At 51.7% G+C, this 18,951-nt stretch carries 20 protein-coding genes; 9 read left to right on the forward strand and 11 right to left on the reverse strand.

The features are described from left to right. Positions 1–54: 54 nt before the first annotated feature. Positions 55–198, reverse strand: coding sequence for a hypothetical protein (locus HG66A1_RS31820; protein ID WP_197996961.1), 144 nt, complete (start codon positions 196–198; stop codon positions 55–57). 88 nt (positions 199–286) lie between these two features. Between HG66A1_RS31820 and HG66A1_RS03370 the strand changes: the two genes are divergently transcribed. Then, complete coding sequence (locus HG66A1_RS03370; protein WP_145180840.1) at positions 287–682, forward strand: hypothetical protein; 396 nt, start codon at positions 287–289, stop codon at positions 680–682. Between the two features lie 88 nt (positions 683–770). Here HG66A1_RS03370 and HG66A1_RS03375 read toward each other — a convergent pair whose 3' ends face one another. Beyond that, positions 771–1,550 (reverse strand): ATP-grasp domain-containing protein, encoded by a 780-nt coding sequence (locus HG66A1_RS03375; RefSeq protein ID WP_145180842.1) that lies wholly within the window; start codon positions 1,548–1,550, stop codon positions 771–773. Between the two features lie 186 nt (positions 1,551–1,736). On the opposite strand from HG66A1_RS03375, the gene HG66A1_RS03380 reads away from it, so the two are divergent. Continuing rightward, positions 1,737–2,273, forward strand: coding sequence for a DinB family protein (locus tag HG66A1_RS03380; protein ID WP_145180844.1), 537 nt, complete (start codon positions 1,737–1,739; stop codon positions 2,271–2,273). A 6-nt stretch (positions 2,274–2,279) separates the two neighbouring features. Here the strand turns inward: HG66A1_RS03380 and HG66A1_RS03385 are convergent, their stop codons facing one another. The 3 genes from HG66A1_RS03385 to rph all read right to left on the reverse strand — a co-directional run bounded on the left by HG66A1_RS03385 (position 2,280) and on the right by rph (position 4,478). Beyond that, positions 2,280–2,921 (reverse strand): hypothetical protein, encoded by a 642-nt coding sequence (locus HG66A1_RS03385; protein ID WP_145180846.1) that lies wholly within the window; start codon positions 2,919–2,921, stop codon positions 2,280–2,282. 97 nt (positions 2,922–3,018) lie between these two features. Continuing rightward, positions 3,019–3,648 carry a hypothetical protein gene (locus HG66A1_RS03390; RefSeq protein ID WP_145180848.1) on the reverse strand — a complete coding sequence of 210 codons (630 nt, stop codon included), beginning with the start codon at positions 3,646–3,648 and terminating at the stop codon, positions 3,019–3,021. 89 nt (positions 3,649–3,737) lie between these two features. Beyond that, complete coding sequence (gene rph, locus HG66A1_RS03395) at positions 3,738–4,478, reverse strand: ribonuclease PH (protein WP_145180850.1); 741 nt, start codon at positions 4,476–4,478, stop codon at positions 3,738–3,740. Between the two features lie 162 nt (positions 4,479–4,640). Here rph and HG66A1_RS03400 point away from each other — a divergent pair, with 162 nt between their 5' ends. Beyond that, on the forward strand, positions 4,641–5,321 hold the full coding sequence (locus tag HG66A1_RS03400) for a 7-carboxy-7-deazaguanine synthase QueE (RefSeq protein ID WP_145180852.1): 681 nt from the start codon (positions 4,641–4,643) through the stop codon (positions 5,319–5,321). 17 nt (positions 5,322–5,338) lie between these two features. Here HG66A1_RS03400 and HG66A1_RS03405 read toward each other — a convergent pair whose 3' ends face one another. Beyond that, complete coding sequence (locus HG66A1_RS03405) at positions 5,339–6,478, reverse strand: 5-(carboxyamino)imidazole ribonucleotide synthase (protein ID WP_145180854.1); 1,140 nt, start codon at positions 6,476–6,478, stop codon at positions 5,339–5,341. Continuing rightward, positions 6,475–6,969, reverse strand: a complete 495-nt coding sequence (purE, locus tag HG66A1_RS03410) for a 5-(carboxyamino)imidazole ribonucleotide mutase (protein ID WP_145180856.1) — start codon at positions 6,967–6,969, stop codon at positions 6,475–6,477. The genes HG66A1_RS03405 and purE overlap by 4 nt, the downstream gene beginning before the upstream one ends. 248 nt (positions 6,970–7,217) lie before the next feature. Here purE and HG66A1_RS03415 point away from each other — a divergent pair, with 248 nt between their 5' ends. The 6 genes from HG66A1_RS03415 (at position 7,218) to HG66A1_RS03440 (ending at position 14,284) form a co-directional block, all read left to right on the forward strand. Beyond that, a complete protein-coding gene (locus tag HG66A1_RS03415) occupies positions 7,218–8,213 on the forward strand; it encodes a sugar phosphate isomerase/epimerase family protein (protein WP_145180857.1) in 996 nt (331 codons plus the stop codon). Positions 8,214–9,067: 854 nt separating this feature from the next. Then, entirely contained in the window at positions 9,068–9,370 is a 303-nt protein-coding gene (locus HG66A1_RS03420; protein WP_145180858.1) for a hypothetical protein, read from the forward strand. A 321-nt stretch (positions 9,371–9,691) separates the two neighbouring features. Beyond that, positions 9,692–10,168: a hypothetical protein gene (locus HG66A1_RS03425; RefSeq protein WP_145180859.1), complete on the forward strand. Its 477-nt coding sequence runs from the start codon at positions 9,692–9,694 to the stop codon at positions 10,166–10,168. A 307-nt stretch (positions 10,169–10,475) separates the two neighbouring features. Next, positions 10,476–11,012 carry a hypothetical protein gene (locus HG66A1_RS31825; RefSeq protein ID WP_197996963.1) on the forward strand — a complete coding sequence of 179 codons (537 nt, stop codon included), beginning with the start codon at positions 10,476–10,478 and terminating at the stop codon, positions 11,010–11,012. A 229-nt stretch (positions 11,013–11,241) separates the two neighbouring features. Beyond that, positions 11,242–13,257 (forward strand): LVIVD repeat-containing protein, encoded by a 2,016-nt coding sequence (locus tag HG66A1_RS03435; protein WP_145180861.1) that lies wholly within the window; start codon positions 11,242–11,244, stop codon positions 13,255–13,257. A 181-nt stretch (positions 13,258–13,438) separates the two neighbouring features. Next, positions 13,439–14,284: a class I SAM-dependent methyltransferase gene (locus HG66A1_RS03440; protein ID WP_145180862.1), complete on the forward strand. Its 846-nt coding sequence runs from the start codon at positions 13,439–13,441 to the stop codon at positions 14,282–14,284. 37 nt (positions 14,285–14,321) lie between these two features. On the opposite strand, the gene HG66A1_RS03445 is transcribed toward HG66A1_RS03440, so the two are convergent. The 4 genes from HG66A1_RS03445 to HG66A1_RS03460 all read right to left on the reverse strand — a co-directional run bounded on the left by HG66A1_RS03445 (position 14,322) and on the right by HG66A1_RS03460 (position 18,914). Then, positions 14,322–16,019: a hypothetical protein gene (locus tag HG66A1_RS03445; RefSeq protein ID WP_145180863.1), complete on the reverse strand. Its 1,698-nt coding sequence runs from the start codon at positions 16,017–16,019 to the stop codon at positions 14,322–14,324. After that, positions 16,016–17,191, reverse strand: coding sequence for a dsDNA nuclease domain-containing protein (locus tag HG66A1_RS03450; RefSeq protein ID WP_145180864.1), 1,176 nt, complete (start codon positions 17,189–17,191; stop codon positions 16,016–16,018). Before HG66A1_RS03450 ends, HG66A1_RS03445 begins: the two co-directional genes overlap by 4 nt. 617 nt (positions 17,192–17,808) lie before the next feature. Next, positions 17,809–18,249, reverse strand: coding sequence for a hypothetical protein (locus HG66A1_RS03455; protein WP_145180865.1), 441 nt, complete (start codon positions 18,247–18,249; stop codon positions 17,809–17,811). Positions 18,250–18,347: 98 nt separating this feature from the next. Beyond that, positions 18,348–18,914: a hypothetical protein gene (locus HG66A1_RS03460; protein ID WP_145180866.1), complete on the reverse strand. Its 567-nt coding sequence runs from the start codon at positions 18,912–18,914 to the stop codon at positions 18,348–18,350. Between the last annotated feature and the right edge of the window lie 37 nt (positions 18,915–18,951).

Below are 18,951 nucleotides of genomic sequence, written 5' to 3' on the forward strand. Positions count from 1 at the left end.
GAGTCAACAATTGATCCCAGCGGAATACGTTTCTCTAGAGAGCACTCTCGCATCTTAGACCAGCAACCCGGGATGATCAAATTCCGCCTGCACAACTTCGCCTGCAAGCGGTCTGCATCGCGTTGCAGCCACCCTCGACACTTCGATTTTCACTCGAACAAACAGGCTCAGACCGTTGTCTTTGATCAGGCGACTCATATGTTAAATCTCGCCAATCTCTGCTCGCGATCCGGCTGAAACAGGTTACAATCGAGACTGCAGGCACGGTACAGGGGATACCGCATTCATGATTTCCGAAAACAAAACAGAACGGTCTTACAGCCGGCGGCTGATGCAGCTCTCCACGATCCCGTTTCTGCTGCTGATTGCTTACTGGGTCCTGACCTGGTTCTGGGGCACGACGGAGGTGCAACAGGATTATGTGAAGTTCAACAGCAAAGGGTTGCCTGCCAGCGCCCGCATTTATAAGGATCGCCGTCCCGCAGATCTGGAGAGCAACTGGTATCTGATCGGTTATCCCTGTGCCCCCTGTCCGGGCATCGTCAGTCTGGAAGTCGATATGCGACATTGTGATATCTGTCCGGGCCCCGTCCGCCAGTATTTTTTCTGGTGTCCCGGCTATCATTCAAAAGTCCCCTTCTGGGGCAGACCGGTTGCAGGAACATACGAGGACACCGACTAAGATTCAATGCACTCTCTTTTCGTGTTTTTAGTGACTTTCGTGGTAGTATAAAACCGGAACCGACTCTCGTTCGATAGTTGATCCCGGTTCAGAGATTGATCCCGATTCCGTTATCTTCCAGACCCATGATTTCCCGCCAGCGGGCTTCGATCATCGCCGTATAAAGATACATGTCGGCTCCGTAGTTACCCAGCGCATAACAGTCATTCACTTCCACCAGCAACGTTTCGCCGGTCGAAGTGATTCCCCAGTCCATGCTGCAGGCGATGGGGCAGCTCTCAAACGCATGCAGTGCAGACTGCATCCGCGTTCTGTCCGGGAAAGCCAGCGGATCACCCTGGTAGTTTGCAACCGTTTTGATTGCACCGCGAAAAATATACGCGCGCCATTCCGAAATGAATTCCACCACTTCCTGCACCAGGACCTCAATTTCGCCGTCAACCGCTGCGGAGGGAATCAGGTCTTTGAACTCCTTGAAAACCGTCCCCGTAAATCGTTTATGTTCCCACAGCGGTTTCACGTGCAGTGCCCGGGTTTCCTCTTCCTTCTCGAATGGTTGGCGCACTTCTTCCAGTGTCGAAATCCAGAATTCGCGACCGATCCACTCTTTCAGACAGTCAGGCAGATCCTGCAGGTCCGGTAACGGGCGCTGGGCCCGCTTGATCGCAGAACGCACTGTTCCCACGCCACCCGCAATGATGGTTTCATCGGGAAAAGACAGCAACCCTCGATCCAGGGCGCCATCAAATAATGTGGGCGCATCAAACCGGGTGACTTCGTAACCCCGTTCCCAAAACGTATACGCGATTCGCTCCAGGTTCAGATAATTCGGATCCCCCTTTTGTCCCTGTTGCACATACGCCCGCATTGTGTTCTCCCGGAAACTGATGTTTTGCTGGAAATTGTCTCTCGGAATTTAAAAAGTCATTAAATAGGATTGTATGACACCCACGAACATTCTCAGGTTCAAGGCACAAATCTCGACCTGTTTCGTGTCTTTCGCGCCTTTCGTGGTAGAATCAAACAAACTCCACCCAGACCAGAGAGGCTCGCCATGACCACCGAACTAAAAATCAACCCGCTCCCCGCTGAAACCCCCGAAATCGGCCGCTGGCTCTGGGCTCTCGCTGAAGTCCGCCAGCGAACACTCCGCCTGGTAGCCAACATCGATCAACGGCTGCTCGACTGGCGCGGCTCCGACGGTGCTGAAAATTCCGTCGGCTCTCTCCTATATCACATCGCCCTCGTCGAAATGTCCTGGCTCTATCTTGACCTTCTGCAGCAGGAGTTTCCGCCTGAGGTCAACAATCTGTTCCCCTTTCCGATGGCGGATGAAGCCGGCAAAGTCAGTCACGTTCCCGGCGTCACTCTGCAAGAACACCTGCACCGGCTCGCGACCACACGCGAAATCGCACTCTCCCGATTTCAACAGATGACCCCCGACGAATGGCACCGGCTCCGACCTCCCGCTAATGACCAGCCCTACGAAACCACACCCGAGTGGGCCGTTTTCCACCTCATCGAACACGAAGCCGGCCACGCGTTCCAGATCTCCTCCCTCAAAGCCCGCTGGCAACGGTTAGATCCATAGGCCGCATCATTCCACATCTTCGACCTTACCCAGTGCTGCTCCCACACCACCTATGATCGCCCCCGCGGTCGCTCCCAGTCCGATCGGCACGCCAAACGCATACAGGGCCACCGGGTGCGTAGTCGTCATGACCTCTTTATTCTCCGGTAACAGGGAACCTGCGCGCTGTTCCACCTTCACAGAGGAAGCCCAGCCCGCGGGTGCAAATGGACTGTAAGCGAGCGAGAACCAGAGCAGCAGCAAAGAGCCTCCCAGCATCAGCCCCGCGAATCCACCGGCGCAACCAAAGAACGCGATCGAAGAAAGCACACCGCTCCGTTTGCCGACGGTCTTCCATTTCCCCGATTCCGGCCTCGCCAGATCTGCGGACTCTGTAGCGGCGGTCGTCTGCTCACCGACGGTCTTTGTTTGTGTCGCCCGTTTCCGAGTAACCGCCCCTGTCAGCACGAGGCCTACGCCTACCCACCAGCCGCAATGCATCCACCAGCGATACGGCTCCAGAGAGGCAGCACGCTGATTGTCAGAACCGATTTCCTGAATCAGAAAGGCCCCCAGTCCAAACAGATTCGCAAAAACCAGCCCCCCAGCAGCCATCGCCAGCAACAGTCCATAGCCCTGTGCGAGTCGTTTCCCCAGCGTCAACAGCATCGGCATTTCTCCCCTCAAGAAACAAGAGCAGGGTACGCAAGAGTAGTGTTTTCTACCCTGCTTTCAACAGTACCAACGCGGGAGAGATCCCAGGAGATCAAAGATTTTCGTGTTCTTCTTGATAACTCTTAAGCCGCTTTTTCATATCCATTTCTTCAATCACATTCGACACAACATACACTACTGCACCAAACACGGCTGAGATTCCTAACAGGTACAGAGCCACTGTGAGATTAATGGAAGTAGTATCAGGATCACTGGTCGGATAAAACGGACTCCAGGTCAGGGAGTACCAGATCAGTAACAACGAAACTCCCATCAGGAAGCCCAGAAAGCCACCGAGAAAAGCTATCGTACAATACTGAATAAAATCATCATCCTGTTTCGCATGGATTTTCTCATTTCGTTCTACGGGAACTTCATCTTCTCTCTCAACATGCTTTTCTTTCAAATTGACCAGCAGGTGACCGGCTTTGCGAGGCAAACTGACACGTTCATTACGAATCTGATAAATTCGCATACTCAGAAAAACGCCCCCTACCAGAATCCAGCCACAATACTGCCACCAGGTGATGGAGTCCGTTCGGTCTGCCGTACCTCCCAATATTCGATAGAATATTTCGGAAGTTTTGGCAAACACGTAAGCACCCGTAAGTCCCCCTACTGCTGTCGCCAATATCACTCCATAAATGCGGAAGAAATAATGAATTATCCACCAGAACGGCATGTTTCTTCCTCTGTACTGAACTGACTTGAGAAATAAAAATTCGTGTCTTTAGTGCCTTTCGTGGTAGTAAATACATTTCGCGGTCCCCACTACAGAGGCCAGTCGCCTCCAATGCACTCCCGCTGAATCGCCGTCAGCTGCTCAATTCCCAGCGTCGCCAGTTCCAGCTGTGCGTCCAGCATTCCCCGATTGAACACCAGGCCTTCCGCCGTTCCCTGAACTTCCACGAAGTCGCCGCCGCCCGTCATCACCACGTTCATATCCACGCCAGCGGTGCTGTCTTCCACGTAATCCAGGTCGAGTACCGGCTCGCCCTCTACCACGCCCACGCTCACCGCGGCCACGCTGTTGGTGAATACCTTCTTGGGATCAAAGACTTCCCCCTCGGCCAGTTCGCACGTTTCCGGAATCGCCAGCACCGTATCCAGCAGCGCCAGGAAACCGCCTGTGATACTCAGCGTTCGCGTTCCCCCGTCCGCCTGCAGCACATCGCAGTCCACGGTAATCGTCCGCGGCCCCAGTGCGGCGAAGTCGACCACGGCCCGCAGACTCCGACCGATCAGTCGCTGAATCTCGCTCGAGCGTCCGTCCGCCCGCCGCTGTTTGCGCGGTGACGTACTGCCCGGCAGCATGTTGTATTCCGCGGTCACCCAGCCGCTCGGGTTCTCGTCGTTCTTCTTCCACGGTGGCACACTGTTATCCAGGCTCGCTGTACAGAGCACGACAGTGTCTCCCGCCGAGATCAGAATGCTGCCGGGGGTCGCTTTCGTATACCGGCGTTCGACTTTGATGGGACGGAGTTGATCGGTCTGGCGAGAATCGTGGCGCATGGAAGAATCCTGTCTGCTTGAAGGTGTCATTGTAATCTGTGTTCAGCTTAATTTTTCGCTAAAGTTACCACGCTTTGACCGCAGATTTCAATGCAAGATCTCACGCTTTCCGATAAGATAGACGTCATACTCAAACCATGTTCATTTTAGGAAGCGTCTCTCTTGCTGATCTCGGAAATTTTTCACTCACCCCAGGGCGAAGGGAAATGGATCGGGGTTCCCTCGATTTTCATTCGGACCAGTGGCTGCAATCTCCGCTGCTGGTTCTGCGATACCCCGTACACCTCCTGGAATCCCGAGGGCGAAAAAATGTCCGTCGATCAGATCCTGGAACACATCAAGCAGTACGACTGCGAACACGTCGTCGTTACCGGCGGCGAACCGATGCTGAGCCACGAAATCGAATCGCTCACCCAAAGGCTCCACGCGGACGGCAAGATCATCACCATCGAAACCGCAGGCACCATCCTCAGCGATGTCCACGCCGACCTGATGTCGATCAGTCCCAAGCTCTCGAACTCAACACCTGTCGACAACCCCGAGTGGGCACACCGTCACGACGCCCGCCGCGATCAGCCTACCGTCATTCACGAACTGATCAAACGCCATCCCTACCAGATCAAGTTCGTCGTCGATCACCGGGAAGACCTCAGCGAGATCGAGGATTATCTAAAGCGGTACCCAGAAATCAACCGCGAAAATGTGTACCTGATGCCCCAGGGCACCACCGCCGAGATGCTCGCCGAACGCATGCCCTGGATTGAAGAGATCGCGAAACAGCTCGGCTGTCAGGTCACCCGCCGGATGCACATCGAACTCTGGGGCAACGTCCGCGGGAAATAACTTCCGCACGCACAACTTCAACCGTGAAAGATCGCGGCCCGTGCCTGCTTCACCCGTTCGACGGCTGCCTCGGGCGTCTCACCCAGCACCGTCAGGTGTCCCATCTTGCGACCAATCCTCGATTCCTGTTTGCCGTACAGATGCACTTTCACATCGGGGAACTGTTTTAATGCATTCCAGTCGGGCGGACCCGGCTCCCAGTGATCGCCCAGCAGGTTCGCCATCGCCGCCGGTCCCAGTGACTGAGTCGAACCCAGCGGCAGTCCGCAAATCGCCCGCACCTGCTGCTCGAACTGACACGACACGTGACCGTCAATCGTCAGGTGCCCCGAGTTATGAGGCCGCGGTGCAATCTCGTTGATCATCAACTGCTCGTCTGCGGTCAGAAAGAACTCGACGCACAACACGCCCACCACATCCAGCCGCTCAAAGACGGCCCGCGTGATCTCCACGGCCTCCTGATTCACCTTCTCACTCTGCCCCGACGGAAACACCGAGATATCCAGAATGTGATTCGCGTGATCGTTCTTCATCGGACCATACCAGGCGAACTCGCCGTCCAGTCCGCGCACGCCCACCACTGACAGCTCGCACGTATAATCGATGAACGCCTCCAGGATCGTCTCGTCTGCACCGACTTCCTTCCACGCCGACTCTGCTTCCTCAGGCGCGTCGATCTTGACTTGCCCCTTGCCGTCGTAACCCGACGTCGCCGACTTCAGCACCGCCGGACATCCCAGTTCGTCGATCGCGGCTTTCAGTTCCTCCACCGACTTCACCACCTTGAACGGCGTCACCGGAATCCCCGCGTCCCGCAGGTCCGACTTTTCCCGGATTCGGTTCTGGGCCACATGCAGCACATGCGCGCCCGGACGTACCGGCGCATATTGCGAAGCGGCGTCGGTCGTCACCGATAGCACGTTCTCGAATTCAAACGAGATCACATCCACGTTCTTCGCGAACTCCGCGACCGCGTCCAGATCGTCATACTCGGCGACCACTTCCTTATCGGCCACCTGGCCGGTCGGCGTCAGGCGCTCGGGAGAAAAGACGTGCACGTTATAACCCAGTCGGCGGGCTTCGATGGCGAACATCCGGCCCAGCTGGCCGCTGCCCAGCATGCCCAGGGTCGCTCCGGGGGGAATCAGCTCACTCATAGTTCTGAATTTTCCAGTACGCTGTCGGTCTGATTCTGACAGAATTCCTTCATCTTCTCCCGCAGCTCAGGCCGCGAGTTACCCAGGATCCGGATCGCCAACAGCGCCGCGTTCTTCGCCCCCGATTCTCCAATCGCCAGCGTCCCTACCGGCACGCCTCCCGGCATCTGGACAATCGACAGCAGCGAATCCAGCCCCTGCAGGGCCCGGCTCTTCACCGGCACGCCCAGTACGGGCAGTACGGTCTGCGCCGCAACCATCCCCGGCAGATGCGCTGCACCCCCGGCACCCGCGATGATCACTTCGATCCCACGCTCCTCCGCGGTCTTGGCGTATTCGTTCATCCAGTCGGGCGTTCGATGAGCCGAGACCACGCGGCACTCATGCGCCACGCCGAACTGCTCCAGCAGCGCGGCCCCTTCCCTCATCGTATCCCAGTCGGATTGACTGCCCATGATCACGCCCACCAGCGGGGGACTCTGTTCTGACATAATGGAACCTTCGTATTCGAGATAGCACGCCACCCACAGGGCAGCGAATTTCTAAGTAAGCTTGTGTTATTCAGCTTGGAAGTGGTCCCGATAATAATCAATTTTCTCACCCGGTTGGAGTCTGCCATCCCCTTTTTTTACCCCCTCTTTCCGACAAGTGCGTGTTCGTTTGACTTTCTGACCCCGCTGGTCTAGTGTGAAGAGCGATTAATCCATTCCCAGATGTGACATTTTGAAAGGATCTTCTTATGGCACGCCCTGTAACGCTATTCACCGGACAATGGGCCGACCTCCCGCTGGAAGAGATGTGTAAGAAAGCCCAGGATTTCGGCTATGACGGCCTGGAACTGGCCTGCTGGGGAGACCATTTCGAAGTCGACAAAGCGCTCTCCGACGACACATACTGCAACCGCAAACGGGAACTGCTTGAAAAATACGACCTGCAGCTCTTCTCCATCTCCAACCACCTCGTCGGACAGGCCGTCCTCGATAACATCGATCAAAGGCACCAGGCCATCCTCCCCGAATACGTCTGGGGTGACGGCGATCCCGCCGGCGTCAACGAACGCGCCATCGAGGAAATGAAGAACACCGCCCGCGCCGCTCAGAAGCTCGGCGTCAGCGTGGTCAACGGCTTCACCGGTTCCAGCATCTGGCATCTGCTCTACGACTTTCCGCCCACACCACGGGAAATGATCGACGCCGGTTACCAGCTCCTCGCGGACCGCTGGAACCCGATTCTCGACGTCTTCCAGGAATGCGGCATCAAGTTCGCCCTCGAAGTCCATCCCACGGAAATCGCCTTCGACATCTACTCCGCTGAAGCCACCCTCAAGGCGCTCGACAACCGCGAAGAGTTCGGCTTCAACTTCGACCCCAGCCACCTCATCTGGCAGGGCGTCGATCCGGTTGAGTTCATCCGCTACTTCCCCGATCGCATCTATCACGCTCACATGAAAGACGCCTCGGTTACCCTCAACGGTCGCACCGGCATCCTGACCAGTCACCTCCCGTTCGGCGATCAGCGTCGCGGCTGGGACTTCCGCAGCGTCGGCCGCGGTGGCGTCCGCTTTGAAGAAATCATCCGCGCCCTCAACGACATCGGTTACGCCGGCCCCCTCTCCATCGAATGGGAAGACATGGGCATGAACCGCGAAATGGGCGCCCGCGAAGCCTGCCAGTTCACCAAGAACGTCGACTTCGCCCCCTCCGACATCGCCTTCGACGGCGCCTTCGGAGACTGATACCAGAACAGAGCTTCGGTTAGATCTGCTCAAGCAAAACAGGGAGTGCGTCAGTCGTGCTCCCTGTTTTCGCGCGCATGGAATCATTAAAAACCTCCTGACTATCACCGAACACCGGGTGCCACAGTTGGCTTGCCCAACTGTGCTCAGCAACCGCCCACCAACCCTGAGCGGCAAGGCGCTAGCCGCCGGTAAAGTTCTCCAGCGCGGATCCCAATTACCGGTGGCTAGCGCCATTCCGCTCACATCAAACGGGTAGCCCCGAATGCAATTCGGGGTGAGCGCAGCGAACAGGAAACTGTCAGAGCAAACACCCAAACGCCCCTGCCAACCACCCACCCCAACCACCACCGGGTGCCATCTGTCGGCTCGCCCGACAGTGACGATCGAATCCACCATTCCCACATCAAACCACTGAACCTCCCCCACCTCTAAGTGCTCAAACTGACCTTGATCCCCTCTCCCCGTTGAATATTTTATTGCAATTGTGCTTCGCGCGCGAGGCGGACGATGCGTGCACTGGAACACGACGCTTAAGTGACTCAGATCCACCTGAATCGCCGTCGATTTTTCCCGTTTTTCACCAGAACAAAATGAACCGGTTCCCGCTGTCCCGTATGATTTCAAATCATTTCGCAGCACTTTCAACCAGACTCGCCACCCACTCACTGCAAACTCACCACCACTCACAGCAAAATCGAAGCAGAAACCCCTTGACCTCCCCCCGCCATTCACGATGATCTCCTTCATCAGCAACCGCCTCACATTCAAAACGCCTGGTACTTTCAACCATGTAGGGGCGGACCCATGTGTCCGCCCGCCGGTAAAAACACCACCAACCCAGGAAAACAAAGATGAACTTAAACATCCTCATACAAACGATAAGCACCCCCCGCATGCACCCCATCAATAACCTCGATCAGGAATACCGGTTCCGCATCGAAATCTGGAAAGAGCAGGGGACTTCACAATACTTTGCCACAGTCGAACGATCCTTTTATTGCGATCTGCATGTCCTCTCGGCCAACACGACTGCCACCGAGATGATCCGCTCGGTCGAAGAACTGGTAGAGACGGAAGCAGAATTCTTCGACAGCGAACAACTCGCCCTGGACAACGCACTCACAAAACTAAGTCACTTTTATGAACCGTTCTAATCTTCACCAGCAATCAAGGGTAGCCCCGAATGCAATTCGGGGTGAGCACAGCGAACAGGAAACCGTCAGAGCAAACTCCCAAACGTCCTGAAAAGTCCCACCCCCCCCCTCAGTGCTCACAGAACCATGTAGGGGCGGCCCCATGTGTCCGCCCGCCAGGGAAAACACTCCCACCACAAAACCAGCCATTCTACCCGATCGCCTCTGCCCCACAGAGATGAAAACTGGTAAGCTGATCAATGAGCAGGATACTTTAATGATGATCCCAAACGTGTTGATTCGATTGACTGAATATTAAAAACAACTGAGTGAGGTAGCACCGTGATTTACCTATGGGCACTGGGAGTCATATTTCTCTTTGTAATCCTGGTTCTGGTTTTTGGCATATTGGTAGAAACAGCATGGTCTCTGCTTGTCCGGTTATTTCGGGGCAAGGATCAAAAACAGAGACCATTATTCAACCTTTCAATCGTTGAGTTTACTGCGATCTTCTTAATCCTGGGTTTCTTCTTCACGATCCTGTTCGCGGCAGTGAACCAGGCGAGATATACCGCCAATGAAGAAATACTCCTGCCAGAATTCACTCCCCTTAACCCTGCAAAAGGATGGACACAGGGGATGGCCCTTGGTTTCCCCGCGCTCGTCAGCATCATTGCTGCTCTAACCTGTATCAGTTTATTGTCACTAATCCGTTACCTGTTGCCTGAAAAGCTGAAGCCATACATTACCTGGAAAAAGTGGAAGGATAACTCAGTGAAGGAAAAAGTACCGGGTAGCCCCGAATGCAATTCGGGGTGAGCGCAGCGAACAGGAAACCGACAGAGCAAACTCCCAAACGCCCTGAAAAGCCCCATCCCCACAGTGCTCACAGAACCATGTAGCGCGGACCCATGTGTCCGCCCGCCAGGGAAAACACCCCCGATCACAAAACCAGCCATTCTACCCGATCGCCTCTGCCCCACAGAGATGAAAACTGGTAAGCTGATCAATGAACAGGCACTTAAATTCAAAGAACCATATGTCGAACCAGGAGAATCACTTCCGTGATCAAAAGCGGATGCCTGGCAGGTTATCGCTCCCACAGTTGAAAGCAGGAAATACAGCGATGTATGAGGAAATTAAGCTCAAAATCGAAATGCTCGGGGGAGATCAGCTTCGAGATTATTTCCCCAATGATTCCTTTTTTGCCAGGTATGACTTTCGTTTCGGAAATTTTCAGTCTGGTCAAAAGCAGCTCCGGTCGGGGCGAGAGATTTCCATGATGGAGAAAAAAGAAATCCTCGCATCGACGCAACTTTCGGTATTGCGGATCTGTTTTGTGAACCAAAGTGACCGGGCACAAAAGTTAAACTTTCCATATGGTCCGTTTCGAGTTGACAGGATCGATCCAATCATTTCCGATCTCAACGGGAAACGGATCGAGAGCTGGCAATTCTTTTGGGGAAAATATAAACGTGCCGATCCGGTGATTAATGAATTACAATCAGACGAACAATTGTGTTTCGATCTGGTGGCATTTATCGATGGGAACAAATTGGTGTTTCCCTGGTATGAATATGAATTACAGCACGGAACGGAATACCTGATTCAGGTAGGGGACCAGGATATGCGTTCGAATCAGATCGGATGGTGGTTCGCATAACAGAAACAGCAATCCGATCAGATCCAGCTCTCTCACATCAATCAAGGGTAGCCCCGAATGCAATTCGGGGTGAGCGCAGCGAACAGGAAACTGACAGGGCACTCATCCGAACGCTCCCTTGAAAGTCCCCACCTCCAGCCAAATTGACAAACCCTGCACAGCGAAACATAATCGAAAGTTGATTCCTGTGACCAGTCACTTTGAAAACCCTCCCGCAGAGCACACACTCATGCCCACACGCCTCGCACTCCTCATCTGCCTCCTGGTCATCACCGCCCCCAACTCCCTCCCCGCTGCACCAACAGAAACCTACGGCCCCGCATTAACTCCCCGGAAGGTCAACGGCATCGACGCCTGCCAGGCCGTCGCCGTGGTCGGCAACCGGCTCTATGCCACCGGTCGCGGCAAGTTCCACGTGCTCGACATCACCCAACCCGAAAAACCGGTCCCGCTCGGCGAACTCTCCGGCCTGGGCAACACCCGCCAGCTCTTTATCAAAGACAACATCGCCTATATCACCGCCCGCCAGGATGGACTCTGGCTCGTCGATATCTCCGCTGCGAACAAACCACAACTGCTGAGCCACTACGACACCGTCGAAATGGCCACCGGCATCAGTGTCTCCGGCTCCCTGGCCTTCGTCGCCACGCGACAGTACGGCGTCGAGATCATCGACGTCTCCAACCCCCGCGCCCCGCAACATGTCAGCATGCTGAAAACGGGCGAAGCCCAGTCCTGCTGGTCCCGCGACGGCATCCTCTATATCGGCGACTGGGCGCCCCGGAAACTCGTCATCGCCGACGTCCGCAACCCGCGCCAGCCCACGATCATCAGCGAAGCCCCCCTCGACGGTTTTGGTGACGGCGGCTGCCTCCGCGGCAACTATTGCTTCGCCGCCACCGGACACCATTCACGGGGGAGCCGCGATGACGGCAAAGGGCACGGACTCGAAATCTTCAATGTCACCGATCCCGAAAAGCCGACGTTCGTCTCCCGCGTCAAGTTCCCGGCCTCCTATCACATCTCGAACGACATGTGGACCGCCCGCGTCGCCGGCGATCACTGTGTCGTCGCCGACACCTGGAACGGACTCTTCGTCGTCAACATTCACGATATGAAGCAACCGCGAATCGTCGCCCACGCTGTCCTGCCACCCAAATCAAAGAGTGACCACACCCCCGACCCCGTCGGCGGCATCGCCCTCGGCAAGGGAGTGATCTACGCCGCCGGCATCTTCACCGGACTCTACGTCGTCCCCGCGCCCGGCCTCGCCACTCCGGACGTTCCCGAACAGGACCGGGCACCCGAACTGAAACCCGCTCAAGGCAAAACCGGCGATCCCCGTTTCCTCAGCTACCAGCCCGGCGGTCAGGTCCGCTCTGCCACCGTCGTGGGCGACATCGCCTGGGCCGCCTGCGGCAGTGCCGGAATTCATGCGGTGCAGCTCGGCAAAACCCTGGAGCCGGTCAGCGTGACCAAAGGGAAAGGCGAGGTCATGCACTTGGCCGTCTCCGGTTCGCGACTCTACGCCGCCGAGAACGACGCCGGTCTCGCCATCTACGACATCGGCCCCGAATGGAAACTGACCGAAATCGGTCGCCTCCAGTTGAAGAACCGCAATGTGAAACAGGTCGCCTGTCCCGCCCCCGGTCGGTTCGCCTTATACCACTGGGGCAGCTCCGCCGTGGAGATCGCCGACGTCCAGGATCCCGCGCACCCTAAAGTGGTCTTGAAAGATTCCCAGGTCGGCCTGTTCTACGGCGATCAGCTGGTCCCCGAACTGCTGGGAGGCCGATACCTGGTCGCCTACTGGCACCGCAGCGGACCGGCCTGGTACGACGTCACCGGCGAGAAACCCGTTTACCAGGGCAACACACCCGACGAGCGGCGCTACAGCTTTACCGACGGCGTCTGTCTACTGGATGACAAACTGCTGCTCATCAAACACGGCAAGCTGCAACTGTTAAACCCCGGCGACCAGCGCGAAGTCAGCCAACTCCCCGCCATCACAGTCCCCGGCCATCGTCTCCGCGGCCGCCCGACCACCGACGGCAAACAACTGGCCCTCTCCCGCCGCCCCGATCAACGTGTAGAACTCTATGACATCACCGACATCCAGCACCCCAAACCGATCCGCGAATATGATCTTAAGGGACACCCCGGCGCCTGCCGCTTCTGGAACAGCCAACTCCTGATCCCCGCCGGGTATCAGGGTTTGTTGCTGGAACGGAAGACGGAGCACTGAGTATGACAAGATGAACCACAGCACGTAGGCGTGCAACTGCTCTGACACAAGGATAGGAAAACTGGTAACATGATGGATCGATTATTGCCAGCGAAATAGATTGATATATTAGCCCCTGATCATTTTCCTTCTGAGACTTTGAATTATTTTTAAATCAGATTTATCTAGCAGGTAAACAATTATGTCTAACCCAAGAGAGGAGATCGAAAGATTTAATGAGGAACGTCGTGATTATTCAAATCGGTGGGGGGCAGAAAATGCACCAAATTTGGTGAATCAAGATAGTTATTCTTGGATGGCTAGCTTTATCGAAAGTCAGAAAAATGTGCTCGATATTGGATGTGGTGATGGGAGTGGAATTATTGAACTTGCTGAACGTGGTCATTCGGTAATTTCGATCGAAGAAAATCCATATTGTATCGAACAGGCAAGGCAGAACTGTATCAAAAGTAACATAAAGGTAAATACCGTCTTACGTGGGGAAGTATCGTTGAAAGAAGGTATAACGAAGGTTTCTTATTCACCTGTAGGTTCTATAGCACAACCATTACCTGGTGAGGTACTTATTATAGAAGGAGATATTCTCAATGACGATGTTCTACTTCACTGGCTAATGACAGCTAATCTATTTAATGCAGTTACATGTTGGTGCATAGGAACATATGTAAAGAGATTGCATTCAACAAACGGGGCAAGAAATTACCGTCTATATATGGAAAATGCGGCGTATAATTTAGCCGATAAAGTGCTTCTCCCAGGGGGAGTTCTTCACTTTGTCCATCGAGTATTTTCACGTGGAGAGGAATTTAGTGTTGATGATAGAAATGATGAACTTAGGGCGAATAAAGAGATGGCAGAAGTCACATCGCTGATTGTAGATGAAGACTCGTTGATTTACCGTGATTTTTCACTTCCAAGAAATGAAAATGGTATTCCTCTTAGCCAAAGTATGGGTACTAATTCTGGAGCTAGTCAAAGTAGTGGCTCCAAAAGTCAATTAGAGTCAATACAAGCCAGGAAACCTTAATCAAAAGCGGACCTCTTTACTTCGAAAACTAAACCTTTCAATTTGTGAAACTGGCATCAATAAATGGTCGGATACGCTTGGCAATTTGATCATAAGAATCCTTTTGAAGTAATTGCCGATGGTCTGAGAGAGTGATTATGCCTCCCCCAAGGTCTATGTCAGAGTCATCAACTAATCCAATAATCAGTTGACTGGATGGAGGTCGGTGATCGCGAATGAATTCCAGCATTATCTTCCAATTATCAGGGTCTTGATCTTGTTGTTTGGGGGAATCAAGAATAATTGGACAAAAGGCCGCAGAGGAATATTTTTCAATGGTCTTAAGGATAGCAAAATAATAAGCCAATAATGCACGTGGGAGATCACTGCCAGTTTCTTTGATCTTTGAATCGATTTTTTTGAAATCTTTTTCCTTTAGAGCTGTAACATTTAAAAGTTGAAGAAAATGCTTCATGCGATCACAATAAAACTCTCTGATTTCCTTCATTCTTTTACGGTTTGTAAATTTTTTCATTTCCAATTCAGCATCTTCTATTTTTTCATCTGCCTCACCAATTTTTAGGTTCAACTCGTCTTTTTCTTCTCTTAAAACCTTTCTGACTTCTTTCTTACCCTCACTCTGAAGAATATCCTTCAATCGTACTTCACCTTGTTTGATCTCAAGTATTTCAGAGATATTCATGATTTTATCGGAGACTTTGTCTTTAGATAATATGGTGTTATCTAGTTTTGAGTCCCACTTAGTAAGTTCGTCTCTCAAATCTATCAAAAGGGATCTAAGACCATCCTCGTCAGCAGCAATCCCAAAGCGTTCTCCGAACGAGTTGTGGTACTCAGCACCACAAAGTGGGCATTCTACTTCATCATCAAAATTTTCAGCTAAAAATTTAAAATCTAAATTTAATTCACCCGCAGCTGCTTCAGTAACCTCAATTTGACGTCGAATTAAAGCTCGTTGACTTTCAATTTGCCGAAGCTCGTCACGAATATTCTCCTCTTTTTGTTTTAGACGATTACATTCGCTTAATAATAATTTGATTTCCTTTTGGTAGTTTTCAATGTCGAAATCAAATTGAGCCTCTTTCATCAAAATTTCTAATTTATCCAATACCCGAGTGAGGACTGCACGCTCATCTCTCAATCCCTTTCGAGTGTCTTCATATTGTTGCTTTTCAGCCTTGGCAAGATACCATTCATTCGGTTTTAACCCTGAGTGATAAGCTGCAATCTCAGCTCTGCTTTTTTTGAATTGTCTAAGAGATTCAAAGGATGACCAGTTTTCAATCCATCCTCGATCTTGATCAATGTAGTAGGGAAGGAAAAGAAATGCCGGAGTAGCCTGTTGGGTTTCATTGTTGCTTGAATTTATCAACTGAAGATGAAAATCAAATAAATCGGCTAATGCAGGTCCAAGCTCTCGAGTAACATTAGCAAATGAATGGATATGATTGTCTTCAGAATCAAATAAACTATATTGATCTCCTGCTTTTAGAATACTGTATCTTGAGTCATCCACGCTGAAAAACAGGAGCAAGGTTACATCTAGTTCTTTCCAACTAGGGTGGACATTGTAAGGAGTAGCTCCAAAAGCCATGTATAGAGATTTGAGGAGGCACGATTTGCCATAATCATTCTCCGCTTTTATCACGGTCACGTCTTCGAAAAACTTGACGCTCCTCGCGCTCCTCTCCGTCTCGGACAGAAGTAAGAGTTCGTGAAATAGTAACTTTTTCATGAACTTTTTTCCTCATGTTCCGAATCAGTCTTCGAAGGTTTCTGCTCATAAATTAGCACCAAAAACATAGCGTTAAGGAAATCTTGAGAGTAATTAGTACGAATGAAATCAAATTCTTTTTCATCTAGAGTGGCAAGATATAAGATTGCGGAATCTAGAGGGGTATCACCATCGAATATCTGGTTGTCCATTTGCTGTATTAGTTGCACTGCTTTTTGGGAAGCATCTACGATTAGAAGGTTTGTCTGATCAAGACGTTCCCGAAAGAATTCTCTTACAGACTGCATCAAAGAATTTCTTTCAAAGAAATTCATCTTTTCTGCTTCAAGCTGACTTCGTATTGTGTCATATAAGTCATTTTGTTTAATTATAGATTGTGCGCTATTAATCATTCCCTTTAAATCTGCCCTAGAAATTCCTCTGTGCCGAATCATATCTTGAGGTGAAGCAGCAATAGACTCACGATTGTTTCTTATTTGAACTTCAGATCTTAATGCTTGATGGAAAGGCCGTGGCAGAATTGAACCATCTGTCTCTTTTTCAAGAAATTCAGATATAATTCCTTCAGTGTGTCTTTGGTGATCAGGCACACTAAGAGGAGTTCTTTCTAATTGAAATAGTTCGAGCCCTTCGGGTTCCGATTTCAATTGGTGTTCATCCATAAGAATATCTTTTATTTTTAATAATGAACTATCATCCAATTCTTTAAGAGAAATCAATTCCAAATCAGTACTCGTTATTTCAGATTTCAGCTCTATTTTGAAAGCAGCATCAGATACAAACACCATTTTTTTTGCGTATGACTCAAACCTTAAATATTGTGCGTAAAGTTTTCCTAAAATAGATGATAACTTTTGCTCCTTCGCATCTGTTTTGCGACTAAGCAAGTTGGTCAAACTCCATGTTCCTGAGCTCTTTTTTCCTGGGGTCTTTGTTTTTACTTGGTAGAAGTATGCTTCTGTTGGATTAGTGGAGTGATTCAATAAAACCACATCATCATGCACTTCAAATAATATGCAGTAATCATCTTTCGATTCCTGATGAACCCGCAACATCAAGCATATTCCCCATGAGTGCTGGAATGCAAAACGGTTGCTTGCTCGAGCCCCGTCTATCTCGCGTGGTGGAGTTGATACTAGTAGATCAAAGAGTGGCGACTGGTGTGTGTTCATTTAGTCATTATTATCGTCGGCCGTACATTTAGTCAAATGGCAGATTGCTCTGAAAAGATTTATTCTCCGCATGTACATAAAAGTTGTCAGTTACATTATTTATTGATCCTCAGATCTTTATCCACTCCACAAACCCGATTCAAATATCTTACCAGCCACCCTGGTTCATTAATTCCCCCACGATTTCCCACCACACAGTTGCCCCCAACACCAAATTCGATTCTCATAGAATCACAGGCACAGTAATTCCCCCCAGTCAGAAACCACGTGGCGACTTCCTGCTCCGTGCGCCTCTGTCTGCCCCCCTGTTAATCGATGCGCCTAGAGGAACCTCCTGATACAGCTGTTACGGTCCACGTTGATCCTGTCTGGCCCTGGTCGCCTGCAGTTCAAACCTCTTCGCACAGCAAACCGCAAAGTTCGCCCCGGTGAAACCCGCCGGCGATCCGGCCACCTGCGGTGCGAACATTCAGCGGACCATGACACTGCTGGCCACCAGCACCGCGTGATGTGTCAGGCTCTACCCGCCGGTAAAAAAAGAGCACCAGCCATTTCCCAGAACGGCTCTGCCACGCGGAATTGACAACGGGTTCCGGACTATGATTCCTCTCGTCCGTCTAACTGTTTACCGACCCGGGCAGCGATTGATCTGCGAGCATTTTCTCAATCTGAGTAATCGCCTTAGAGCGGTTTGAGCCTTTGATCAGCCATTGAGGGAGTGCATACAGCGCCGCCTGGTTTCGGTCTGTGTTGCCTGTCAGGACATCCTGGATCCGTCGCAGCCGGCTTTCATTCTCGGCCCACAGCACGTGCTCACCAATGCGGATTCGGTACCAGAACCGATGCTCAAGTGATGCGCCCGATTTGAGTTCACCCACAACGCCACATTGGGAGCACAGGATGCGTTTGACACAATACCCGATGTACGGGTTAAGGTAGGTGCCACGCACACCGCGCGAGTACGTTTTCCCGACGCAACGACCTCCGCATGACGGGCAGACAAGGTCGTAGTCAGGACCGTCCTGACCATAAAATGGTGTTTCTGTGTCAAACCACATGGTGCCGGTTAACCTTCGAGAGATAGAATTACAAACAGACTCACTGTCGAAGCTTTCCTGGAAACGATCGCAGTTATTACCTTCGGAAAATGAAGGATTTAATTGATCGGTTCGTCAGTCTTTAACGACTTTAAGTACTTGAAAAACTGTTTATCACTAATACTGCGTGCGTTCTCATATTCTGCTTCTTCCCCTCTCAGTCCTACTGAGGAGCCTCCATAAAAAATGGCGCCTCTCAGACCGACAGCCAATTCTAACTCTGTGTCGTCTGGCTTAATGTCTTTAGTGACCTCGTTTGCGACATACCAGGATAATTGATTCAGAGCATCTCTGACTTCACCTTTATACCCCTTTAACTGAGGTACATGGACCAGGAATAAAATAGAGTCATCGTTGATCTTGCAATAAGTCAGGAATTCTTCTTTTGTTAAAGATATGATACGATCCTCTTTCCCGCCCGTGAAAAACTCTTTTTGCAGTGATTTCATGCTGGTCGAAAATGTTTGAGCTAATTCTTTTTCCTCTTTAGTTGCTCCGTAGGCGATTCCACCTCTGGATGAAGCAATTTTCTTATTGGCAGCATCAAAAGCAATTTCCTCTGGGGTTTTTGGTTTTTGTTCACATCCCACGAATAACAGGCAGAGTACGACGGGCAGGTATTTCATGTTTCCCTTATTGTATATTTAGACTGACAGATGTTGT

The organism is Gimesia chilikensis (genome assembly GCF_007744075.1).
Lineage (GTDB): Bacteria > Planctomycetota > Planctomycetia > Planctomycetales > Planctomycetaceae > Gimesia > Gimesia chilikensis_A.